The organism is Pseudoxanthomonas winnipegensis (genome assembly GCF_004283755.1).
Taxonomy (GTDB): domain Bacteria; phylum Pseudomonadota; class Gammaproteobacteria; order Xanthomonadales; family Xanthomonadaceae; genus Pseudoxanthomonas_A; species Pseudoxanthomonas_A winnipegensis.
The window spans coordinates 193,285-212,159 of sequence record NZ_SHMH01000006.1; the positions used below are offsets into that span (position 1 = coordinate 193,285).

General features: G+C 69.9%; 17 protein-coding genes. 9 read left to right on the plus strand and 8 right to left on the minus strand.

The genetic code is table 11. The annotated features are described in order from the left end of the window. Positions 1-3 precede the first annotated feature (3 nt). On the minus strand, positions 4-477 hold the full coding sequence (locus EAT51_RS13065) for a GNAT family N-acetyltransferase (RefSeq protein WP_130521483.1): 474 nt from the start codon (positions 475-477) through the stop codon (positions 4-6). 391 nt (positions 478-868) lie between these two features. On the opposite strand from EAT51_RS13065, the gene EAT51_RS13070 reads away from it, so the two are divergent. The 3 genes from EAT51_RS13070 to EAT51_RS13080 are packed head-to-tail and all read left to right on the plus strand — an operon-like array spanning position 869 to position 3,793. Beyond that, the gene (locus EAT51_RS13070; protein WP_130521485.1) at positions 869-1,498 is read left to right on the plus strand and encodes a ubiquinone biosynthesis accessory factor UbiJ; all 630 of its coding nucleotides are present in this window, start codon (positions 869-871) and stop codon (positions 1,496-1,498) included. 26 nt (positions 1,499-1,524) lie between these two features. Beyond that, positions 1,525-3,183: a ubiquinone biosynthesis regulatory protein kinase UbiB gene (ubiB, locus tag EAT51_RS13075; RefSeq protein WP_130521659.1), complete on the plus strand. Its 1,659-nt coding sequence runs from the start codon at positions 1,525-1,527 to the stop codon at positions 3,181-3,183. A 13-nt stretch (positions 3,184-3,196) separates the two neighbouring features. Next, positions 3,197-3,793, plus strand: a complete 597-nt coding sequence (locus EAT51_RS13080; RefSeq protein WP_130521487.1) for an O-methyltransferase — start codon at positions 3,197-3,199, stop codon at positions 3,791-3,793. A 6-nt stretch (positions 3,794-3,799) separates the two neighbouring features. Here EAT51_RS13080 and EAT51_RS13085 read toward each other — a convergent pair whose 3' ends face one another. Further along, positions 3,800-4,243 carry a thioredoxin family protein gene (locus EAT51_RS13085; protein ID WP_228257931.1) on the minus strand — a complete coding sequence of 148 codons (444 nt, stop codon included), beginning with the start codon at positions 4,241-4,243 and terminating at the stop codon, positions 3,800-3,802. 336 nt (positions 4,244-4,579) lie between these two features. Here EAT51_RS13085 and EAT51_RS13090 point away from each other — a divergent pair, with 336 nt between their 5' ends. Together EAT51_RS13090 and EAT51_RS13095 are read left to right on the plus strand one after the other, a co-directional pair. Further along, the gene (locus EAT51_RS13090) at positions 4,580-5,950 is read left to right on the plus strand and encodes an outer membrane protein transport protein (RefSeq protein WP_130561720.1); all 1,371 of its coding nucleotides are present in this window, start codon (positions 4,580-4,582) and stop codon (positions 5,948-5,950) included. 488 nt (positions 5,951-6,438) lie between these two features. Further along, positions 6,439-7,164, plus strand: coding sequence for a pseudouridine synthase (locus EAT51_RS13095; RefSeq protein WP_130521490.1), 726 nt, complete (start codon positions 6,439-6,441; stop codon positions 7,162-7,164). Between the two features lie 72 nt (positions 7,165-7,236). On the opposite strand, the gene EAT51_RS13100 is transcribed toward EAT51_RS13095, so the two are convergent. Both EAT51_RS13100 and EAT51_RS13105 read right to left on the minus strand, forming a co-directional pair. Beyond that, the gene (locus EAT51_RS13100; protein WP_130561721.1) at positions 7,237-8,961 is read right to left on the minus strand and encodes a M28 family metallopeptidase; all 1,725 of its coding nucleotides are present in this window, start codon (positions 8,959-8,961) and stop codon (positions 7,237-7,239) included. A gap of 216 nt (positions 8,962-9,177) precedes the next feature. Beyond that, the gene (locus EAT51_RS13105) at positions 9,178-9,858 is read right to left on the minus strand and encodes a DUF4097 family beta strand repeat-containing protein (RefSeq protein WP_130561722.1); all 681 of its coding nucleotides are present in this window, start codon (positions 9,856-9,858) and stop codon (positions 9,178-9,180) included. A gap of 142 nt (positions 9,859-10,000) precedes the next feature. Between EAT51_RS13105 and EAT51_RS13110 the strand changes: the two genes are divergently transcribed. Beyond that, complete coding sequence (locus tag EAT51_RS13110; RefSeq protein ID WP_425599577.1) at positions 10,001-11,314, plus strand: murein hydrolase activator EnvC family protein; 1,314 nt, start codon at positions 10,001-10,003, stop codon at positions 11,312-11,314. A gap of 172 nt (positions 11,315-11,486) precedes the next feature. Then, a complete protein-coding gene (locus tag EAT51_RS13115; protein ID WP_130561723.1) occupies positions 11,487-13,025 on the plus strand; it encodes a S41 family peptidase in 1,539 nt (512 codons plus the stop codon). A gap of 86 nt (positions 13,026-13,111) precedes the next feature. On the opposite strand, the gene EAT51_RS13120 is transcribed toward EAT51_RS13115, so the two are convergent. From EAT51_RS13120 to EAT51_RS13130, 3 genes are all read right to left on the minus strand, one after another. Continuing rightward, the gene (locus tag EAT51_RS13120; protein ID WP_130561724.1) at positions 13,112-14,101 is read right to left on the minus strand and encodes a D-2-hydroxyacid dehydrogenase family protein; all 990 of its coding nucleotides are present in this window, start codon (positions 14,099-14,101) and stop codon (positions 13,112-13,114) included. 5 nt (positions 14,102-14,106) lie between these two features. Continuing rightward, on the minus strand, positions 14,107-14,430 hold the full coding sequence (locus EAT51_RS13125) for a DUF1820 family protein (RefSeq protein WP_130561725.1): 324 nt from the start codon (positions 14,428-14,430) through the stop codon (positions 14,107-14,109). An 86-nt stretch (positions 14,431-14,516) separates the two neighbouring features. Further along, on the minus strand, positions 14,517-15,209 hold the full coding sequence (locus EAT51_RS13130; protein ID WP_130521661.1) for a rhomboid family intramembrane serine protease: 693 nt from the start codon (positions 15,207-15,209) through the stop codon (positions 14,517-14,519). 235 nt (positions 15,210-15,444) lie between these two features. On the opposite strand from EAT51_RS13130, the gene EAT51_RS13135 reads away from it, so the two are divergent. Then, complete coding sequence (locus EAT51_RS13135; protein ID WP_130532689.1) at positions 15,445-16,791, plus strand: outer membrane protein transport protein; 1,347 nt, start codon at positions 15,445-15,447, stop codon at positions 16,789-16,791. 83 nt (positions 16,792-16,874) lie between these two features. On the opposite strand, the gene EAT51_RS13140 is transcribed toward EAT51_RS13135, so the two are convergent. Next, entirely contained in the window at positions 16,875-18,041 is a 1,167-nt protein-coding gene (locus EAT51_RS13140) for a GGDEF domain-containing protein (RefSeq protein ID WP_130561726.1), read from the minus strand. A gap of 344 nt (positions 18,042-18,385) precedes the next feature. Between EAT51_RS13140 and EAT51_RS13145 the strand changes: the two genes are divergently transcribed. Beyond that, a complete protein-coding gene (locus tag EAT51_RS13145) occupies positions 18,386-18,856 on the plus strand; it encodes a DUF2244 domain-containing protein (protein WP_130521662.1) in 471 nt (156 codons plus the stop codon). Positions 18,857-18,875: the final 19 nt, after the last annotated feature.

Consider the following 18,875-nt stretch of genomic DNA (forward strand, 5'->3'; position numbering starts at 1 on the left):
GCGTCAGAGCGGGCAGGCGAAATAGCCGACCCGCTTGCCGCTGGGCAGATCGGCCTGGCCGACCTGCTCGAAGCCCAGTCGCTGGTGGAAGGCGACCGAGCCGGGATTGGGCGGGTCCAGATTGATCTCGCACACCAGGCGCGTCTGCCCTTGCAGGCGCGCCTGGTGCTTCAACGCCTCATACAGTGCACCGGCCAGGCCGCGGCCCTGCGCGTGTTCGGCCACCACGACCCGGTCGATGTAGACGAAGCGCTCGAAGCGCGCCGACAACCAGGCGAAGTTCGGATTGTCGTAGGCCGCGTCCTGTTCCAGCGCGATCAGCAAGGCATCGGCCTGGCCGCAGGTCCGGGCGAAGCAGGCCATCCCGATCAGTTGCGCGAACTGTCCCGGCGTCTGCCAGGACAGCGCCGCGGCATGGGCGTTGTTGAGCGCCAGCAGGGCCGGCAGATCGGTCGGGGCAACGTCTCGCAGTGGCATGGCCTCGCTCACTTGCACAGCCCCGTGCTGCGAAGCTCGCCGTTGGCGCATGCAAAGCGCTGAAATGCCAAGACGCGTGAGGCCCAAATGCCTCCGAAGCACTTTTTCACGTGCGCATTGCCCATCGATCGTTCCACTGCTGCTCGGGGGGCGCACAGCATGGCCCTGGCGGCTGGCCGCTGCACAGCCTTGGGCATGGGAAGCTGAAGTCACTCAGCTGGGAAGTCCTGCTGAGGGTCAGGTTTCGTGTGGCTTGCCTGTCTTGAGTTGCGCGTCAGGGCGGGTGCGTCGGCCCTGCCTCGGCCTCGCATCGCTTCCATTTCATCTCGAATGCTCCGGTAACCCTTGTTCCCGCACGGGCCGTGCGCATCCCCCGGTTAGAATGCCCGCCATGTCGCCCACCCCCTTCGATGCCCTCAAACCGCTGGCCGGCCGCGCGCTGGAAGCCGCGCTCAACCGTGCCGTCGCGCTCGACCCGGACACGCGCGATGCGCTGGCGCCGCTGGCCGGCCGACGCATCGCCATCGCGCTGGATTCCCCGCCGCTGGCGCTGGAGATCGCCGTGGAGGCCCAGCGCCTGCACGTGGGGCCGGTCGATCCGGCCAGCGAGCCGGACCTGGCCGTGCGCAGCACGCTGGGCGGCCTGCTGGGCCAGCTGCCGTTCCTGCGCCGCGACGATGCCGCGCCGGTGGGCAAGCTGCGCGTGTCCGGCGATGCCGACCTGGCGCGGCGCCTGCAGACGCTGGCCAAGCGCTTCGACCCGGACTGGGCGCAGCCGCTGGTGAGCGTATTCGGCCCGGTGCTGGGCGTGCAGATCGCCGGCGCGCTGCGCACCACCCTGCTGCGTCTGCGCGAGACCGGCAGCGAGCTGGCCGGCAGCGCCGTTGAGTTCGTCACCGAGGAATCGCGCGACGTGGTCGCCAAGGCCGAGCTGGAAGCCTTCCACGATGAGGTCGACGGCCTACGCGACGATGTCGAGCGCCTGGCCGCGCGCCTGTCGCGCCTGGCGGCGCGCGCATGAGCATGGCGTGGCCGGGGATGAAGAGCGTGCGCGCCGCCGTGCGCGCCAACAAGATCGGCCGCGTGCTGATCCGCTACCGCCTGGACGCGCTGCTGGAGGACACGCCGGCCGGTCCGTGGCTGAGGCTGGCCCGGCCGTTCGTGCCGCGCGCGCGCGACGACGTGGCCGCGCTCAGCCGCGGCGCGCGCCTGCGCCTGGTGCTGCAGGAGCTGGGGCCGATCTTCGTCAAGTTCGGCCAGATTCTCTCCACCCGCCGTGACCTGATCCCGCCGGACGTCGCGCAGGAACTCACCCTGCTGCAGGACCGGGTCAAGCCCTTCGACGGGCAGCGCGCCCAGGCCATCGTCGAGCAGGCGCTGGGCGTGCCGATCGAGGTGGCCTTCGCCCACTTCGACACCACGCCGCTGGCCTCGGCCTCGATCGCGCAGGTGCATGCGGCCACGCTGCACGACGGCCGCGAGGTCGTGGTCAAGGTGCTGCGCCCGGACATCGAGGCGCAGATCGCCGGCGACATCGCGCTGCTCAAGTCCGGCGCGGCGCTGGTGGACTACGCGCATCCGTCGGCCGACAAGATCCGGCCCAAGGAGATCGTCGCCGAGATCGAGGCCACGCTCGCCGCCGAGCTGGACCTGCAGCGCGAGGGCGCCAACGCCAGCGTGATGCGCCGCTTCTGGCAGGACTCGCCCGACCTTTACGTGCCGGAGATCATCTGGACCCATACCGCCGAGCGCGCGCTGACCATGGAACGCGTGGTCGGCATTCCGTCCGACGACATCGTCGCGCTGGACGCGGCCGGCATCGATCGCAAGGCGCTGGCGGCCAAGGGCGTGCGCGTGTTCTACACGCAGGTGTTCCGCGACAACTTCTTCCACGCCGATGCGCACGCCGGCAACATCTGGGTCGATCCCGATCCGCTGCGCAAGGACGACCCGCGCTTCATCGCGCTGGACTTCGGCATCGTCGGCCAGCTCTCGCAGCAGGACCAGTACTACCTGGCCGAGAACTTCATGGCCATCTTCAACAAGGACTACCGGCGCATCGCCGAGCTGCACGTCGAGGCCGGCTGGATGCCGGCCACCGTGCGCATCGACGAGCTGGAGGCGGCCGCGCGCGCGGTGTGCGAGCCGTACTTCACCCGGCCGCTGTCGGAGATCTCGCTGGCGCAGGTGCTGATCAAGCTGTTCCGCACCGCGCAGAAGTACGAGCTGACCCTGCAGCCGCAGCTGATCCTGCTGCAGAAGACCCTGCTCAATATCGAAGGCGTCGGCCGCCAGCTCGATCCGCAGCTGGACATCTGGGCGGTGGCCAAGCCGGTGCTGCAGCGCATCCTGGTCAAGCGCTACAGCCCGCTGCACGCGATCAACGAGCTGCGCAAGCGCATCCCGGAGATCATGACCCACGCCCCGGATATGCCGCGGCTGGTGCATGCCTGGCTCAAGCAGCAGGTCGATGGCCAGCACGAGCTGTCGATGCGTTCGAAGGATCTGGCCGCGCTCAACCTGACCCTGCAGCGTCTGCAGCGGCGCGTGGTCACCGCCATCGGCGGCGCGGGCCTGCTGGTGGTGGCCGCGGTGCTGCACGCCTTCGGCGTCGGCGGCCCGAGCCTGTGGGGTGTGCCGCTGTGGACCTGGTTCACCGGCGCGCTGGGCACGCTGGCGCTGCTGTCGGCCTGGCTGCGGCGCTGAAGGCGCCGCGACAATGCGCGCCGACGCCTCGCTGCAAGCCCTGAAGGCCGAGCTGTTCGCCCACGGCGAGCGTAACGACGCCGTGCAGCAGGCGCGTGGCGCGCGGATGCTCAACATCACGCCGGACACCGGCGAGTTCCTCGCGGTGCTGGTGCGCGCCACCCAGGCGCGCCGGGTGCTGGAGATCGGCACCTCCAACGGCTATTCGACGCTGTGGCTGGCCGAAGCGGCCGCGGCCCTCGGCGGACGGGTCACCACGCTGGAATTCGCGCCCGACAAGTGGGAGCTGGCGCAGGCCACGTTCGCGCGCAGCGGCCTGGCCGGGACGATTACTTCGGTGCAGGGCGACGCGGGTGGATGGCTGGCAGCGGCGCAGACGGCGTCGGCCGACCTGGTGTTCCTCGACGCCGACCGCAGCCGTTATCCGACCTGGTGGCCGGACCTGCGCCGGGTGTTGCGCCCCGGCGGCACGCTGGTGGTGGACAACGCCATCTCGCACGCCGCCGAGCTGGCGGCGTTCGAGACCATGCTGCGCGCGGACGATGCGTTCACCTGCGCCCTCCTGCCGGTGGGCAAGGGCGAACTGGTCGCCGTGCGCGCGCCCGACTGAGCGTCCTCAGCCGCCCTTGGCGACCTTGCTGAAGAAGTCGTAGATGCCTTCGTCGCTCATCTTGCGGGCGTTGGCCAGCTCGCCGGCCTTGGTCGTGTAGACGACCTTGCCCGTGGGCGAGACCACGACCGCGGCGGGGATGCCCTTCTCGATCGGGTTGCCGTAGGTGTTGGCGATGTCCAGGTTGTGGTCCCAGTTGCCCACGTCGACCTTGACCACCTCGAAGTGCTGGTTGACCAGGGCGGCGTTCTTCTCGCTGTGCAGCGAGGTATCCAGCGCCCGGCAGTCGCCGCACCAGTTGGCGCCGAAGATCAGCAGGGTCGGCTTGTGCGCCTGCTTGCCGGCGGCCAGCGCCTGGGCGACCTCGGCCTTGGCGTTGGCCTGCGGGTTGTAGGGCAGGTCGGCGGCCAGGGCGGCGCCGGCGGCGGCGAGCAACAGCAGGGTTGGCATCAAGCGCTTCATGGTGGACGGGCCAATGGGGAAGGGAACGGCGATGGTTGGCGGACCGGGTCCCCGGCGTCAATGGCCCAGCGCACGCATGTGTGGAACGCGGCGTGGCGGGGGCGGGCATGCCGCGGCCTACGACTAAAGTCGAAGCCCAAAATGTAAATCTTTTGTTCTTGTAAGTAGCCTGCGCAGTCCCGCTGGGCCAGAATGGCCCCGTACCGTGGCGTACGGCGAGGGCTAGGCACGCCGCGGTCGAACAAGTTGCAGATGAAATGAATCAAGGACGCGTGCCGATCGGCATGCAAGACAATGACAAACTCGTGGATCCGGAGGGGATACATGTTGAACAAGAAGAATGCGCTGGCCATCACCGTGGGCGCCATCTGCGCCGCCGCCAGCGGGGCGGGTTTCGCCTCGGCGCTTGACCGCTCCGGCCAGTCCATCGCGCCGTTCCTGAAGCCAGGCAACTACGCCGAGTACGGCGGCAGCTTCCTCAACCCCAAGGTGGACGGCAAGGACAAGAACGGCACCGACACCGGCAACGTGGCCAACAGCTACAACTTCGTCGGCGGCGCGATCAAGTTCCAGCCCACCGAGAAGTTTTCCTTCGGCTTCATCTACGACGAGCCCTTCGGCGCGTCGGCCGAGTACCACGGCGCCAACGCCTTCACCGCCAACCCGCGCGACGTGGTGCTGAGTGGCCTGCCGATCGTGACCGGCCCGAGCACCATCAGCAACGGGCAGCCAGCCTACGGCCTCAATGCCGGCATCACCGGCGATACCGACGTGGAAGTGCGCACCAAGAGCCTGTCTGCGCTGGTGGGCTTCCAGCCGACCGAGAACTGGAACCTCTACGCCGGCGGCGTGTACCAGGAGATCAAGGGCCAGGTGTCGCTGCGCGGTTCGACCTACTCGGCCTTCAACGGCTACGACCTGTCGATCCCGTCCAAGCGCGACTGGGGCTGGCTGGCCGGCATCGCCTACCAGAAGCCGGAGATCGCCCTGCAGGTCTCGCTGACCTACCGCTCGGAGATCGACTACGACATCAACGCCAACGAGTCCATGCCGTTGGTCACCGCGCTGGGCGCCAACCGCGCGCAGCTGGCCGGCCTGATCCAGCAGCTGGTGCTGGCCGGCCGCCTCCCGGCGGCCACCGGTCAGGCGCTGGCCGGGACGCTGGGCTCGCTGGGCGGCCTGAGCGGCGGCACCACCTCGATCACCACGCCGCAGTCGGTCAACCTGGATTTCCAGACCGGCATCATGGCCGACACCGTGCTGTTCGGTAACGTGCGCTGGGTGCAGTGGTCCAAGTTCGCGGTGCGTCCGGCCCAGTTCGGCCAGCTCGCCGAGGCCGTCGGCCCGCTGATCGGCAAGCCGGACGGCTTCAATCTGGTCGACTACTCCAAGGACCAGTGGTCGGCCAACCTGGGCCTGGGCCGCAAGCTGACCGAAACGGTGTCCGGTTCGTTCTCGGTGGGTTGGGACGGCGGCGCCGGCAACCCGGTGACCACCCTGGGCCCGACGGACGGCTACTGGAACGTGGGCGTCGGTCTGCGCTACAGCCCCACGCCCAAGATCGACCTGAGCGCCGGCGTGAAGTACTTCTGGCTGGGCGATGCCACCGCCGAAACCGGCGCGCACAGCTACGCCGGCGAGTTCAAGGACAACAGCGCCATGGCCGTGGGCGTGAAGATGGGCCTGCACTTCTAAGCACAGGCCGCATGCGCCGGAGCGTTGGACGCCCTGGCGATCACGAGGGCGATGCCATCTGGCATCGCCCTTTTTGTTGGATTGGGTCTTCGCTGGAGTGCGAGGCTGGCCCCACACTTCGGTAGCCAGCTTCGCCCAGACCGGGCGCGCGCCTCGGCTCAGTCGCCATTCCTGGCCGACTCTGTGATGGGAGAGGATTGGCCGCGCCTCATGCTTCGGTGGGAGCAACCGTCTCCTCACATTTCGCAGTGGTCTGTCTGTAGAGCGGAGCTTGCTCCGCTGGGGCCTTTCCCACGAACTGAACGGAGAGCAGCGGAGCAAGCTCCGCTCTACAGGTGGGAGCGGCCAATGGTGGCGATGCGGCTTTCCCGGTAGAGCCTCATCGCCGCCATGGCGGCTCCCACGGATCGGGCGGCATTCTGCAAGGACTTCTCGATGGCCGGACAACCCGACTCGCGCCACGCCAGTCGGCCGAGGACAATGGCGCGATGAGCTTCGCTTCCGATTCGCCCCTGCCGCCCATCGCCCTCCTGTACCAGGACGCCCATCTGGCCGTGGTCGACAAGCCGGCCGGGCTGATGGTCCACGACAGCGGCCTGGCCCGCGGCGAGGAGGTGTTCCTGGCCGATCTGCTGCGCGCGCAGCTGGATCGGCCGATCTTCCTGATCCATCGCCTGGACCGCGCCACCAGCGGCTGCCTGCTGGTGGCCTTCGACCGCGACACCGCCTCGGTGCTCGGCCAGGGCTTCATGTCGCGCGAGGTGGAGAAGGACTACCTGGCCGTCTGCCGCGGCTGGCCTGAGGCCGAGTTCACCATCGACCACGCCCTGGACGGCGGCCCGGGCAAGCCGGAGAAGAAGCCGGCCATGACCGGCTTCGTGCGCCTGGCCAGCGGCGAACTGGACGTGCCGTCCGGCGGCTTCGAGACCTCGCGCTACGCGCTGCTGCGCGCGCGTCCGCATACCGGGCGCTTCCGCCAGATCCGTCGCCACCTCAAGCACGCCTTCCATCCCCTGATCGGCGACACCAGCCACGGCGAGGGCCGGCACAACCGCGCCTTCCGCATGCGCGGCGTGCATCGCATGCTGCTGCATGCGCGCCGGCTGGCCTTCCTGCATCCGCACACCGGTGCACGCATCGAAGCGCTGGCGCCGCTGGATGCGCAGTTCATGCGCGCCCTGGACCTGTTCGGCTGGGACCACGACGCGCGCTGAGCACGAGGGCTTTCATCGGCGGAAAAGGAAAAGGCGCCACGCGGCGCCTTTTCCTCGACTCGAACCGCGGGCCTATCGCTTGGCCGGCGCCTTCATCATCGCATCGCGCGCGGCCTTGAACGGATTGCCGTCGTACCAGTTGGGCCACTGGTCGCCACCGGCCAGCTCGCGGCCCACGCCGTAGACCAGCTCCAGGTCCTGCATGGTGCCGTCCAGCTTCCAGGTGTCCGGGTCGTACTCGTCGGCGGGCGAGTGGTAGCGCTGCTCGCCGTATTCCTTCGCGGCGGCCTTGCCGGCGGCCTCTCCGCCCTCGATCAGGTCTTCGCCGCCATCTACGTACAGCGCCGGCACGCCAGCCTTGGCGAAGTTGAAGTGATCAGAGCGGAAGTACGAGCCGTTCTGCGGCGAGGCCTCGGCATGCAGCGTGCGGCCCTGCGCGGCGGCCAGCGGCTTGAGGAGGTCCTCCAGCTGCGAGGCGCCCATGCCGGTCACGGTGACATCGTGCGCCTTGCCCGCCACCGACATCGCATCGATGTTGATCACCCCGGCGATCTTGCTCAGCGGGAAGGTCGGATGGGCGACGTAGTACTTCGAACCCAGCAGGCCCGACTCCTCCAGCGTCACCGCCAGGAACACCACCGAACGCTCGGGCTTGGGCTCCTGATGCGCGAAGGCATCGGCGATCTCCAGGATGCCGGCCACGCCAGTGGCGTTGTCCACCGCACCGTTGTAGATGTTGTCGCCGTCCTCGTTGTCGTGCTTGCCCAGATGGTCCCAGTGGGCCATGTACAGCACCGCCTCGTCGGGACGCTTGCTGCCGGGCAGCACGCCGATCACGTTGCGCGACTTGGCCTGGCCGATCGTGCTCTTGAGGTCGAAGGACAGCTTGGCCTTCAGCGGCACCGGCTTGAAGCCGGGCTTGGACGCGTCCTTGTAGGCCTGGTCCAGATCCAGCCCGGCCTTGGCGAACAGCGTGCGCGCCACCTCGCCGGTGATCCAGCCCTGGGCCGGGATTCGCGGCGACGGATCATCGGCGGCCGGCAGGTCGTACTGCTTGCCCGCCCAGGAGTTCTTGACCACGTCCCAGCCGTAGCTGGCGCCTTCGCTGTCGTGGATGATGATCGCCGCGTCGGCGCCCTTGCGCGCGGCTTCCTCGAACTTGTACGTCCAGCGGCCGTAATAGGTCATCCGCTTGCCGTCGAACAGCGTCTCATCATGCGTGTGGAAGCCCGGGTCGTTGACGAACATCACCACGGTCTTGCCCTTCCAGCTCTTGGTCCCGGCGTAGTCGTTCCACTTGCGCTCGGGGGCATCCACGCCGTAGCCGACGAAGACCAGCTCGCTGTCCTTGACGTCGATCTCCGGCTTGCCGGTGCGCGTGCCGATCACCATCTGCTCGCCGAAGGCAAGCGTCTGCGTGCTGCCGTCGGCCTCGGTGATGGTCAGCGTGGTCGAAGGATCGGCCGTGGTCTCCACCATCGGCACGTCCTGTGTCCAGCTGTCGCCGTTGCCGGGCTTCAGGCCGATGCGCTGCATCTGCTCGGTGATGTAGGCCACGGTCTTGTCCTCGCCCGGCGTGCCGGGGCCGCGGCCCTCGAAGGCATCGGAGGACAGCGTCTTGACCAGTTCGCCGAAATCGCCGGCATCGATCTTCGGCGAGAAGGCATGCGGCGCAGGCGCGGATGCGGCCTGGGCGGGGGCGGGCGTGGAGGCGGCGGGCGCCGGCGGCGCGTCCGGCTTCTTGCAGGCGGCCAGCGCGGTCAGCGTGGCCAGGCCCAGCAGCAGCGTGCGGGACATGCGGGTTCCTTGCGGTGAACGGGAACCCGGGATTCTAGCCAGACTGGGCCGATCCTCGGCGCGCGGCGCCTGTCGATCCGGACAGGGCCGCGCGGGACGTCCGCCTGGGGCGGAGGCGAACCGGTAGTCGCAATGGAAGCGGGAACCCCGTGATCTTGGAGAGAGAGGGCCAAGGCACGGGGTTCCCGCCGGGAACGGGGACGCGGCAGGCGCGGCTTACTCGGTCGGCGCGGTGTTGCCGCTGTAGGCGATCGGCGTGGCGCCGGTCACCGGACCGATCTTGGCGCTGGTATGCACGTACAGCCTGACCGGGCGTTCGAACACCAGCGCGCCGTCGACCACCGCGTTGGGGCCGATGATCACGCGCGGCGGGTTGCCCTCCTGCTTGCGGCTCGACCAGCCCTGGTTGCGCTCGATCTTGATGCCGCCGCGCACGTGCGAGCCGGCGCCGACGGTGAGATCGCCGTTGACCGTTTCGATGCTGCCGCCGACCTCGGTGGCGACGATGCCGATGGCGCCGTTGACGTTCTCGATGCCCTTGGCGACCTTGCCGCCCTGGTCGACGAAGACGCTGCCGTTGACGGTCTCCAGGCTGCCGTTGACGGTGACCTGGCGGCCCAGCCTCAGGCTGCCGTTGACGGTCTCCAGGTCGCCGGTGACGGCCTTGTCCTCGACCTTGATCGAGCCGTTGACGGTGCCGGCTTCCTTGACCGTGGCGCCGGCCTCGATGGTGATGCTGCCGTTGACCGTTTCCAGGTCGCCGTAGGCCTGGCCGGACTGCGCGGTGATGCTGCCCAGGACCTTGTCGATGGACTGCTGGGCCGATGCGCCGCTGGCGGCCAGGGCCAGGGCGATGCCCAGCGCGACCAGGGCGGGGCGGGAGAACGAGACGGTCATGGATGCGGTTCCTGTGCGGGTGATGTACGGGCTTGGATGCGCCCATCGTGCCCAGGGTTTAAACGCGCGGAAGGCGCCTGGACAGGATGCGACGGCGGCCCTGGCTACAATCGAGGCCTGCTCCGTCGCCGAAGATCCATCCGTGCCCCAGTCGCTTCGCTCAACGCCTGCCCGCCGCGCCACGCTGGCGGCGCTGCTGGTCCTGGCCGCGGGCGCCTGCGCACCGGCCTGGGCGCAGAGTCAGAAGGAAGCCCAGAAGAAGCTCGAGACCGTCCGCAAGGAGCTCAAGTCCATCGCCGCCGAGCGCCGCGACCTGGAGGGCAAGCGCGGCGAGGCCTCGCGCAAGCTGCGCGCCGCCGATGAGCAGGTCGGCCAGTCCAGCCGCCAGCTCACCCAGACCCAGACCGCGCTGCGCAAGGAAGAAGCCGCCCTGGCGCAGCTGCAGGACAAGCGCGCGCAGATGCAGCAGCGCCTGTCCGGCCAGCGCGCCGAGCTGGAACAGCTGCTGCGCGCGGCCTACATGGCCGGCAGCAACGCACCGCTGAAGGTGCTGCTGTCGCAGGACAGCGTGGCCGACGCCAACCGCGCCATGGTCTACCACCGCTACGTGCAGGGCGACGTGGCCGGCAAGATCGCCGCGCTCACCGGCCAGCTGCAGGAGCTGCAGACGCTGGAGCGCGAGATCCAGGCGCGCCGCGCCGCGCTGCAGGACGCCCACAAGCGCCAGCAGACCCAAGTGGTTCAGCTGCAGCGCGACCGCAGCGCCCAGGCCCAGCTGGTCGCCCAGCTGGACGAACGCTACGAGGACCGCAGCGACCGGGCCCAGGAACTGGGTCGCGACGCCAAGGCCCTGGAGACCCTGCTGGCCAACCTGCGCGCGGCCGCCGCGCGGGCCGAGGCCGAACGCCGCGCCGCCGCCGAGCGTGCGCGGCGCGAGCAGGCCGCGCGCGAGGCCGCCGCCCGCGAGCAGGCGGCCAAGGACCGCGCCGAAGCCAAGGCGGAAGGCCGTCCGCCGCCGCCGCCGCGCAAGGTCGCCCCGCCCCCGCCGGTGGTGGCGAGCGCGCCGGCGCTCAAGGTCGGCGGCCTGAGCTGGCCGACCTCGGGCAACCTGCTGGCGCGCTTCGGCGGGCAGCTGCCCGATGGCCGCACCAGCCAGGGCGTGCTGATCGGCGCGCCGGTGGGCTCGACCGTCTCGGCGGTGGCCGATGGCACGGTGGTGTTCTCCGAGTGGATGACCGGCTACGGCATGATCCTGATCATCGACCACGGCAACGGCTACATGAGCCTGTATGCGCACAACGAGGCGCTGCTGCGCGACGCCGGCGCGGTGGTGAAGAAGGGCGATCCCATCGCCAAGGTCGGCAGCTCCGGCGGCTGGGGCACGCCGGCGCTGTACTTCGAACTGCGCAAGGGCGGCTCGCCGGTGGATCCGGGGGCGTGGCTGCAGCGGCGTTGATGGGAGAGCAGCGAGTGAAGCGGAGCGCGCGGTGAGCCGGTGCCGCCGCAAGCACGCGCTGCTCCTGCGCTTGCGCGCGCCTGACGCCGCCTCGCCCGCTGCGCTTTCCTTTCTCCCGCTTCCCGCATAATCCGGGGCGTTAGGTCCCTCACGATCCACCCGGAGTCGCCGCATGCGTGTGTCCCTGTTGCTGTCGTCCCTGCTGCTGGCGATCGCGCCGGCCCTGGCCCAACAGGCCGCGCCCGCCGCCCAGGACACGCCGCAATCCGCGCCCGCGCCGGCCGCTGCGCCAGCCAAGCCGGCGGCCCAGGACAGCGACGAGGACGCCCCGGCCGTCCCCTCCAGCGACGATCCGGACGGCACCGAGGCCAAGACCTCCGAGGTGCCGCTGGACGAGATCCGCCGCTTCGTCTCGGTGTTCAACGCGGTCAAGCAGGCCTATGTCGAGCCGGTGGACGATGAGAAGCTGATGCACTCGGCCATCCGCGGCCTGCTGCTGGACCTGGACCCGCACAGCGCCTACCTGAACAAGGAAGACGCCAAGGACTTCGACGAGCAGGCCAACGGCGCCTACGACGGCGTCGGCGTGGAGCTGCTGGCCCAGCCCGACGGCACGCTCAAAGTGATCTCGCCGATCGACGGCACGCCGGCCGCGCGCGCCGGCCTGCAGTCCGGCGACACCATCGTGGCCATCGACGGCAAGCCGCTGGGCGGCATGAACGATCCGATGGAGCCGCTGCGCGGCAAGGTCGGCACCCAGGTCACCCTGACCATCGTGCGCGACAAGGTCGCCAAGCCGTTCGACAAGACCCTGACCCGCGAGACCATCCGCGTGGCCAGCGTGCGCTCGCGCCTGCTCGAGCCGGGCTATGGCTACATCCGCATCAGCGCCTTCCAGGCCGACACCGGCGCGGACTTCCAGAAGGCGGTCGACGGGCTCAAGGCCAAGGGCCCGCTCAAGGGCGTGGTGCTGGACCTGCGCAGCAATCCCGGCGGCCTGCTGACCAGCGCGGTGCAGGTGGCCGACGACCTGCTGGACAAGGGCACCATCGTCACCACGCGCGGGCGCATCGCCATCAGCGACGCCAAGTTCGACGCCACCCCGGGCGATCGCCTCAAGGGCGTGCCGGTGGTGGTGCTGGTCGATGCCGGTTCGGCCAGCGCGGCCGAGGTGCTGGCCGGCGCGCTGCGCGACAACGACCGCGTGCGCATCATCGGCAGCCGCACCTTCGGCAAGGGCTCGGTGCAGACCGTGCTGCCGCTGGACAACGGCGATTCGGTCAAGCTGACCACCGCGCGCTATTACACGCCCAGCGGCAAGTCGATCCAGGCCACCGGCATCGTGCCCGATGTGGTGCTCAAGCCGGACGAAGCGACCGACCGCGACATCCCGCCCTCGCTGGCCGACTACAGCGAGGCCAAGCTGCCCGGTCACCTGCGCGGCGATCAGGAAGGCGCCGAGGGCTATGCGGCCGGCGATGTGCTCAATGGCGACAAGCCGATCGAAGAGGCGCTGGCCGAGTTGAAGCACCCGGGCTCGGTCGCAGCCGCGCAGCAGGCCGCCGCGGCCAAGGCGGCCGCCGCCAAGCCCAAGCCCGCGCCGAAGGCGCCAGCGCCGGTGCCGGAAGCCGCCAAGCCAACCGCCCCTGCGTCCGCCAAGCCTGTCGCCCCCACGCCGGCCAAGCCGGCCGAAGTCCCGGCGACGCCGTAGCCTGGTGGGAGCCGGCATGCCGGCGATGAGGCTTTCCCGGTAAGGCCCCATCGCCGGCATGCCGGCTCCCACAGGGATTGCCGGGATCAGCGCTTGCGCGTCAGCGCTTCGGGATTGACCAGATTGCGCGGCGTGCCGTCGGCGAACGCCCGCACGTTGTCCAGCGCCGTGCCCAGGTACAGCGCGTAGCTGTCCTGTTCGACGTAACCCAGGTGCGGCATCGCCAGCACGCGCGGATGGGTCAGCAGCGGCTCGCGCTGCGGCACCGCGGGCTCGTGTTCGAACACATCCAGCGCCGCCATGCCCGGGCGGCCGGCCTCGAGCGCGGCCAGCAGCGCGCCCGGGGCGATCAGTTCGGCGCGGCTGGTGTTGACCAGCAGCGCATCGGGCCGCATGCGCGCCAGCAGCGCCGCGTCGACCTGGTGCCGCGTGGCCGGCACGAGGCGACGATGCAGGCTGAGCACGTCGCTGCGTTCGAACAGCGCCTCCACCGAGGCCGCCACCTCGACGCCATCGGCCTGCGCGGCGGCGCGCGCGGCCTCGCCGCCCCACACCAGCACCTGCATGCCGAATGCGCGGCCATAGCCGGCCACGAGACGGCCGATCTTGCCGTAGCTCCACACGCCCAGCGTGCGCCCGTGCAGCGCGCGGCCCAGGACCGCATCGCCGGTGTCCTGCCAGCGGCCGGCCTGCAGCGCCGCGCCATAGGCGGGCAGGCGCCGCATCGCGGCCATGAGCAGCGCCCAGGTCAGCTCGGCCGGCGCGATCGGCGAGCCGACGCCTTCGGCCACCGCCACGCCGCGCGCGGTGCAGGCGGCCACATCCACGTGCGCGCCGACCTTGCCGGTCTGGCTGATCAGGCGCAGCTGCGGCAGGCGCTCGAGCAGCGCCGCGTCGATGCGGGTGCGCTCGCGGATCAGCAGCAGCGCCTGCGCCGGCTGCAGCAGCGCCGCGCGCGCCTCCAGGGCCTCGGGCAGCGCGCCCAGCACCTGCACGTCCAGCCCCTGCGCATGCGCGGCCAGTGCCGGCAGCGCCGTGGTGGCGCGCTGGTAATCGTCGGCGATGAGGACGCGCATCGCGCTCAGCGCGGCTTGCCCGGCATCGGGAACGGCGTGACCACCCTCTCGCCGCTGGCGGCATCGCGGATCGCGCTGGCGCCCTTCTTCTCCACTTCCTCCACCCGCACGATGCTCTGCATCGGCAGGTGCAGCACGCGGGTGTCGCCGAACTCCTCGCGCAGGCGTTCCTCGGTCGGGTCCACCACCAGTCCGTCGTGCACGTCGAACACCAGCTCGCTCACCTCGGTGAAACCCCACAGCGCGTCGGAGCTGGCCACGCGGCGGGCATAGAGTTCGTAGACCTTGCCGTGGTTGAGGAAGGTCACCTTGTAGAGCGGCTTGGACATTGCGGCATGCGAAAGGCGATGGAGGAAGGTCGGCAAGATCTGGGCACGGGCGGCGCTTTGCAACCTCGCGCCGGGCGCCTCGCCCGCTAGAAACCGTAGCGCCGGCGCAGGCGGCGGGCGATGGCCGCGCGCACGAACAGCGCGAACACCACCCCGAACAGGAAGCCGGCCAGATGCGCCGACCAGGCCACCGCGCCGAACGCCGGGCCGATGTAGGCGAACACCACCTGCAGCACCGCCCAGACCCCGATCAGCACCGCCGCCGGCGCGCGCACGAACTGCAGGAACAGGCCCAGCGGCACCACCACGCCCAGCTTGGCGCCGGGGAACAGCGCCAGATAGGCGCCGATCACCGCCGACACCGCGCCGCTGGCGCCGATGATCACCCGGTCCGGCGCGCCGATCGCCAGCACCGCGGCCAGATTGGACACCGCCCCGCCGAGCAGGAACAGCACCAGGAAGCGCCATGGCCCCATCGCCCGCTCCGCCGGCAGGCCGAAGATCAGCAGGAACACCAGGTTGCCGAGCAGATGCGCCCAGTCCGCATGCAGGAACAGCGCGGTGAACAGGCGCAGGATCGAGCCGTCGGTCAGGCCGGTGCGCCACTCCTGCAGGCTGTCCAGGCCGCCGGTCAGTGCGCCCCACTGCAGCAGCAGGCCGCGGTACATGCCCACCGGGCGAGTGATGGCCCACAGGAAGGCCAGCCACAGCAGGGCGAACAGCACGGGCGTGGCCCAGCGCACGGAGGGCTTGCGGCGGGAAGGCGTGGCGACGAACACGGGCAAGGCAGGGCTTCGAAGAGTCGGGAATGGCAGCGTGCCATCGTCGCGCACACGCGACTAAAATCTAACCGGCCAGCTGACGGCGCCGTTAGATTGCGGGGGATATACTTGCATACGGCGTCGTATGTCGGGGAGGGAATTTCCGGCGCACGGAAGTCCGGCGGCCGTCTGGCCGCGCCGGCCCTTGTTGCGGCGCAGGCGTTTTTTCTTTCGTCTTCCGGAGTCCATGCACATGCTGTCCTCGAACCTATTCAGAATTTCGCTTCTGGCCGCCGGCGTCGCCGGTGCCCTGGCCAGCGGCCACGCCCACGCCGCCGCCTTCCAGCTGAAGGAAAACAGCGCCAAGGGCCAGGGCCGCGCGTTCGCCGGTTCGGCCAGCGCCCCGGGCGATGTCGCCGTGGTCGCCAACAACCCGGCCGCCATGCGCCTGCTCGACGGCCGCCAGCTGTCCATCGGCGCCAGCGCGATCAGCTTCAGCGCCGACTTCAAGGGCTCCGGCCGCTACGTCGGCGCGACCGGCCCGGGCACCGGCGCGCCGGTGAGCGGCGGCGACGGTGGCGATGCCGGCACCATCGCCGCGCTGCCGGCTGTGTACTTCGCCATGCCGGTGGGCGACAACATGCACTTCGGCGCCTCGCTGACCGTGCCGTTCGGCTTCAAAACCGAATACGACCGCGACTGGGTCGGCCGCTACCAGGGCATCAAGACCGAGCTGCAGACCATCGACGCCGGCCTGGCGTTCTCCTACGACGTCAATCCGTGGGTGTCCTTCGGCGCCTCGGTGTTCGCCGAGCGTCTGGACGTGGACCTGACCAACGCCATCGACTTCGGCACCGCCCTCTACGCCCAGCGCGTGCCGGGCGCCACGCCGGGCAGCCAGGACGGCTTCGCCCGCGTCAAGGGCGACAGCACCGAGGTCGGCTTCACCCTGGGCGGCCTGTTCAGCGTCGATGAGAACACCCACATCGGCTTCACCTACCGCTCGCGCGTGGACCACAAGATCGACGACGGCAAGGCCACCTTCGACGTGCCGCCGTTCGCCAAGGCCGTGCTGGCCGTGGCCGCGCCGGGCCAGTACGTCAACACCGGCGGCAGCGCCAAGATCATCATGCCGGCCAGCGCCACGGCCAGCTTCACCCACATCATCAACGACCGCTGGACGGTGATGGCGGACGTGAGCCGCACGGCGTGGAGCAAGTTCGACAAGATCACTGTCGACTTCGACTCGGCCCAGGCCGACAACACGCTGGTGTTCAACTACCGTGACACCACGTTCGGCTCGATCGGCGCGGACTACAAGTACAGCGACACGCTGACCTTCCGCGGCGGCCTGGCCTACGACCAGACCCCGACCCAGGCGCGGTACCGCGACGTGCGCGTGCCGGACAACACCCGCAAGTGGGTGTCGCTGGGCCTGACCTGGACGCCGTCGCCGAGCAGCGAGTGGAACGTGGGCTATACGCACCTGTTCGTCTCCGACCCGACCGTCAACGAGACCGCGGTCACCGGCAGCTCGCTGGTGGGTGCGTTCGACGTGGGCGGCGACGTGCTGGCCGGGTCGTACACCTACAAGTTCTGATCCACGCTGCAAGCCGACGTTCGCGAACCCCGCCTTGTGCGGGTTCGCTTTTTGTGCGCGGCGCAACCGGCGTCGATGAGGCCCTAGGGCGCCTCGTGCAGGTGCACCACGCAGTTGCGGCCGCCGCGCTTGGCCTCGTACAGCGCCTGGTCGGCCAGGTCCATCAGGTCCTCCACGGCGATGCGTCGCGTCGCGCAGGCCACGCCGACGCTGACGCTCACGCGCAGGCCCAGGTGCGGCAGCAGACGCAGCGCACCGGTGGACTGCCGGATGCGCTCGCCCAGGCGGATGGCCTCCTCGCAGCTCATGCCGGCGGTGATCACCACGAATTCCTCGCCGCCCGTGCGCGCGAACAGGTCGTGCTGGCGGATGCAGGCGCGCACCGTGTCGGAGAACGCCTGCAGCACCTGGTCGCCGACCCGGTGGCCGTGGCTGTCGTTGATCTGCTTGAAGCGGTCCAGGTCCAGCGCCAGCACCGACAGCCCGTAGGGCGCGGCGGCGCCGCCGGGCGTGCGCCGCTCGTCCAGGCTGTCGCTCAGGCCGCGGCGATTGAGCGCGCCGGTCAGCGGGTCGACCAGCGCGCCGCGGCGAAGCGCCTCGGCGGCGTGGAAGCTGCTCAGCATCAGCATGCAAAAGTTGAGCATGAACCACAGCGCCAGATCCGCGCTGACCCACACATCATTGATGTCGTAGTGGCCCTGGCCTTCGAACCAGTCCGACATCCCGCTGCTGTAGATGCAGATCAGCAGCGCGCAGGTGACCATCATCATGCGCGCGGGCACCTTGTCCAGCGAGCCGCGCAGCCGACGCAGCTGCCAGATCATCGTCAGCAGGGCCACCACTTCGACCAGGCTCAGGGCCAGGCCCTGCGCATCGGTGGTGCCGGCCGCCAGCCAGGCGATCGCCGGCGGCACCAGGCTCAGCGGCATCCACGCCAGCTCCCAGCGGTGCAGGCGGCGCTGCTGGATGAACTGCACCAGCGCCCAGGCCAGCCCCGCCATGCCGGCGCAGGCCAGCATCGCGCCCAGGTTGATCGCCAGCATGGCCACGAGCGGATGGCCGGCCTGGTGCAGCGCGCTGGCCAGGACATCGATGCTGTCCGCGCCCAAGGTGTAGGCCAGGTGCGCCAGGCCCCAGGTCGCGATGCCGTACAGCGTGCGCGAGACGTGGGCCACGTAGGAAAACAGGGCGAACAGCACCAGCGCCAGCAGGCAGTCGCTGATCAGGCTGAAGAACACCGAGTTGTCCATGGCGACGACTCCCCTTTCGATCCCGGCGTACCCCCGCGCGCCGGTCCCTCATCATTGGTCTTACCCGCAGTGCAGCACAAAGCGTGCCAGTGGTTTTCCTCACGCGCATCCGGCCGTGCTGACGTCTGCCTGTCCGTTGTACACGGGCGACGGGTCGGCCGCCCGACTACGACCATCGTCGCAGCGACCTGCCAGGACCCGGGCGCGCCGATCGAGGCCGGGTGCAAGTCATTGAGCCGGAAACGCTTTTATGTGCGTTTGCACAATTTCTTGTCGGTTGCCGCGCGCCGGATCGCGGGGCTACCATTCAGGCGTTTTCCGCAGCCAAGGGTGCGGCAGGCGCGATGATCGAAGTGGCGACACAGGGCCCGGAAGGGCGGGGAACGCGGCTGACGCTGCGACCCCCGCGGGCGCTGAATGGGCGGCAGTTCGTGACGTTGTTCGTGGCCTGCACCGGGCTGATGTGGGGCGCGGCGATCCTGGGCTGGCTGGCGGGCAACGCCTTCGCCCCGGTGTTCGCGGTGCTGCACGGCGGCCTGGTCGGGCTGGCGCTGCGGGCGGCGTGGCGGGCCGGCGAGCGCGATGAGGTCATCGCGATCGCGCCGGAGCTGGTGGAGGTGCGGCGGCGCGCGCAGCGCGATGCCGCGTTCCGGGCGCATCCGTACTGGGTGCGGCTGGGCGTCGGTGGCGATGCGTGCGTCACCCTGTCCTCCAGTGGCCGGCAGGTGGAAGTGGGAAGGCTGCTCGGCCCGGCCGAGCGGCAGGAACTGGCAAGGCAGTTACGCGTTTCACTTGCGGCCGCAGTGCGGCCGTGACCGATGACACTGAAGGCGG

Coding starts and splice junctions, on each gene's coding strand:
- EAT51_RS13065 (WP_130521483.1), bottom strand. CDS start 477: ATGCCACTGCGAGACGTTGCCCCGACCGATCTGCCGGCCCTGCTGGCG.
- EAT51_RS13070 (WP_130521485.1), top strand. CDS start 869: ATGTCGCCCACCCCCTTCGATGCCCTCAAACCGCTGGCCGGCCGCGCG.
- EAT51_RS13080 (WP_130521487.1), top strand. CDS start 3,197: ATGCGCGCCGACGCCTCGCTGCAAGCCCTGAAGGCCGAGCTGTTCGCC.
- EAT51_RS13085 (WP_228257931.1), bottom strand. CDS start 4,243: ATGCCAACCCTGCTGTTGCTCGCCGCCGCCGGCGCCGCCCTGGCCGCC.
- EAT51_RS13090 (WP_130561720.1), top strand. CDS start 4,580: ATGTTGAACAAGAAGAATGCGCTGGCCATCACCGTGGGCGCCATCTGC.
- EAT51_RS13095 (WP_130521490.1), top strand. CDS start 6,439: ATGAGCTTCGCTTCCGATTCGCCCCTGCCGCCCATCGCCCTCCTGTAC.
- EAT51_RS13100 (WP_130561721.1), bottom strand. CDS start 8,961: ATGTCCCGCACGCTGCTGCTGGGCCTGGCCACGCTGACCGCGCTGGCC.
- EAT51_RS13105 (WP_130561722.1), bottom strand. CDS start 9,858: ATGACCGTCTCGTTCTCCCGCCCCGCCCTGGTCGCGCTGGGCATCGCC.
- EAT51_RS13115 (WP_130561723.1), top strand. CDS start 11,487: ATGCGTGTGTCCCTGTTGCTGTCGTCCCTGCTGCTGGCGATCGCGCCG.
- EAT51_RS13120 (WP_130561724.1), bottom strand. CDS start 14,101: ATGCGCGTCCTCATCGCCGACGATTACCAGCGCGCCACCACGGCGCTG.
- EAT51_RS13125 (WP_130561725.1), bottom strand. CDS start 14,430: ATGTCCAAGCCGCTCTACAAGGTGACCTTCCTCAACCACGGCAAGGTC.
- EAT51_RS13135 (WP_130532689.1), top strand. CDS start 15,445: ATGCTGTCCTCGAACCTATTCAGAATTTCGCTTCTGGCCGCCGGCGTC.
- EAT51_RS13140 (WP_130561726.1), bottom strand. CDS start 18,041: ATGGACAACTCGGTGTTCTTCAGCCTGATCAGCGACTGCCTGCTGGCG.
- EAT51_RS13145 (WP_130521662.1), top strand. CDS start 18,386: ATGATCGAAGTGGCGACACAGGGCCCGGAAGGGCGGGGAACGCGGCTG.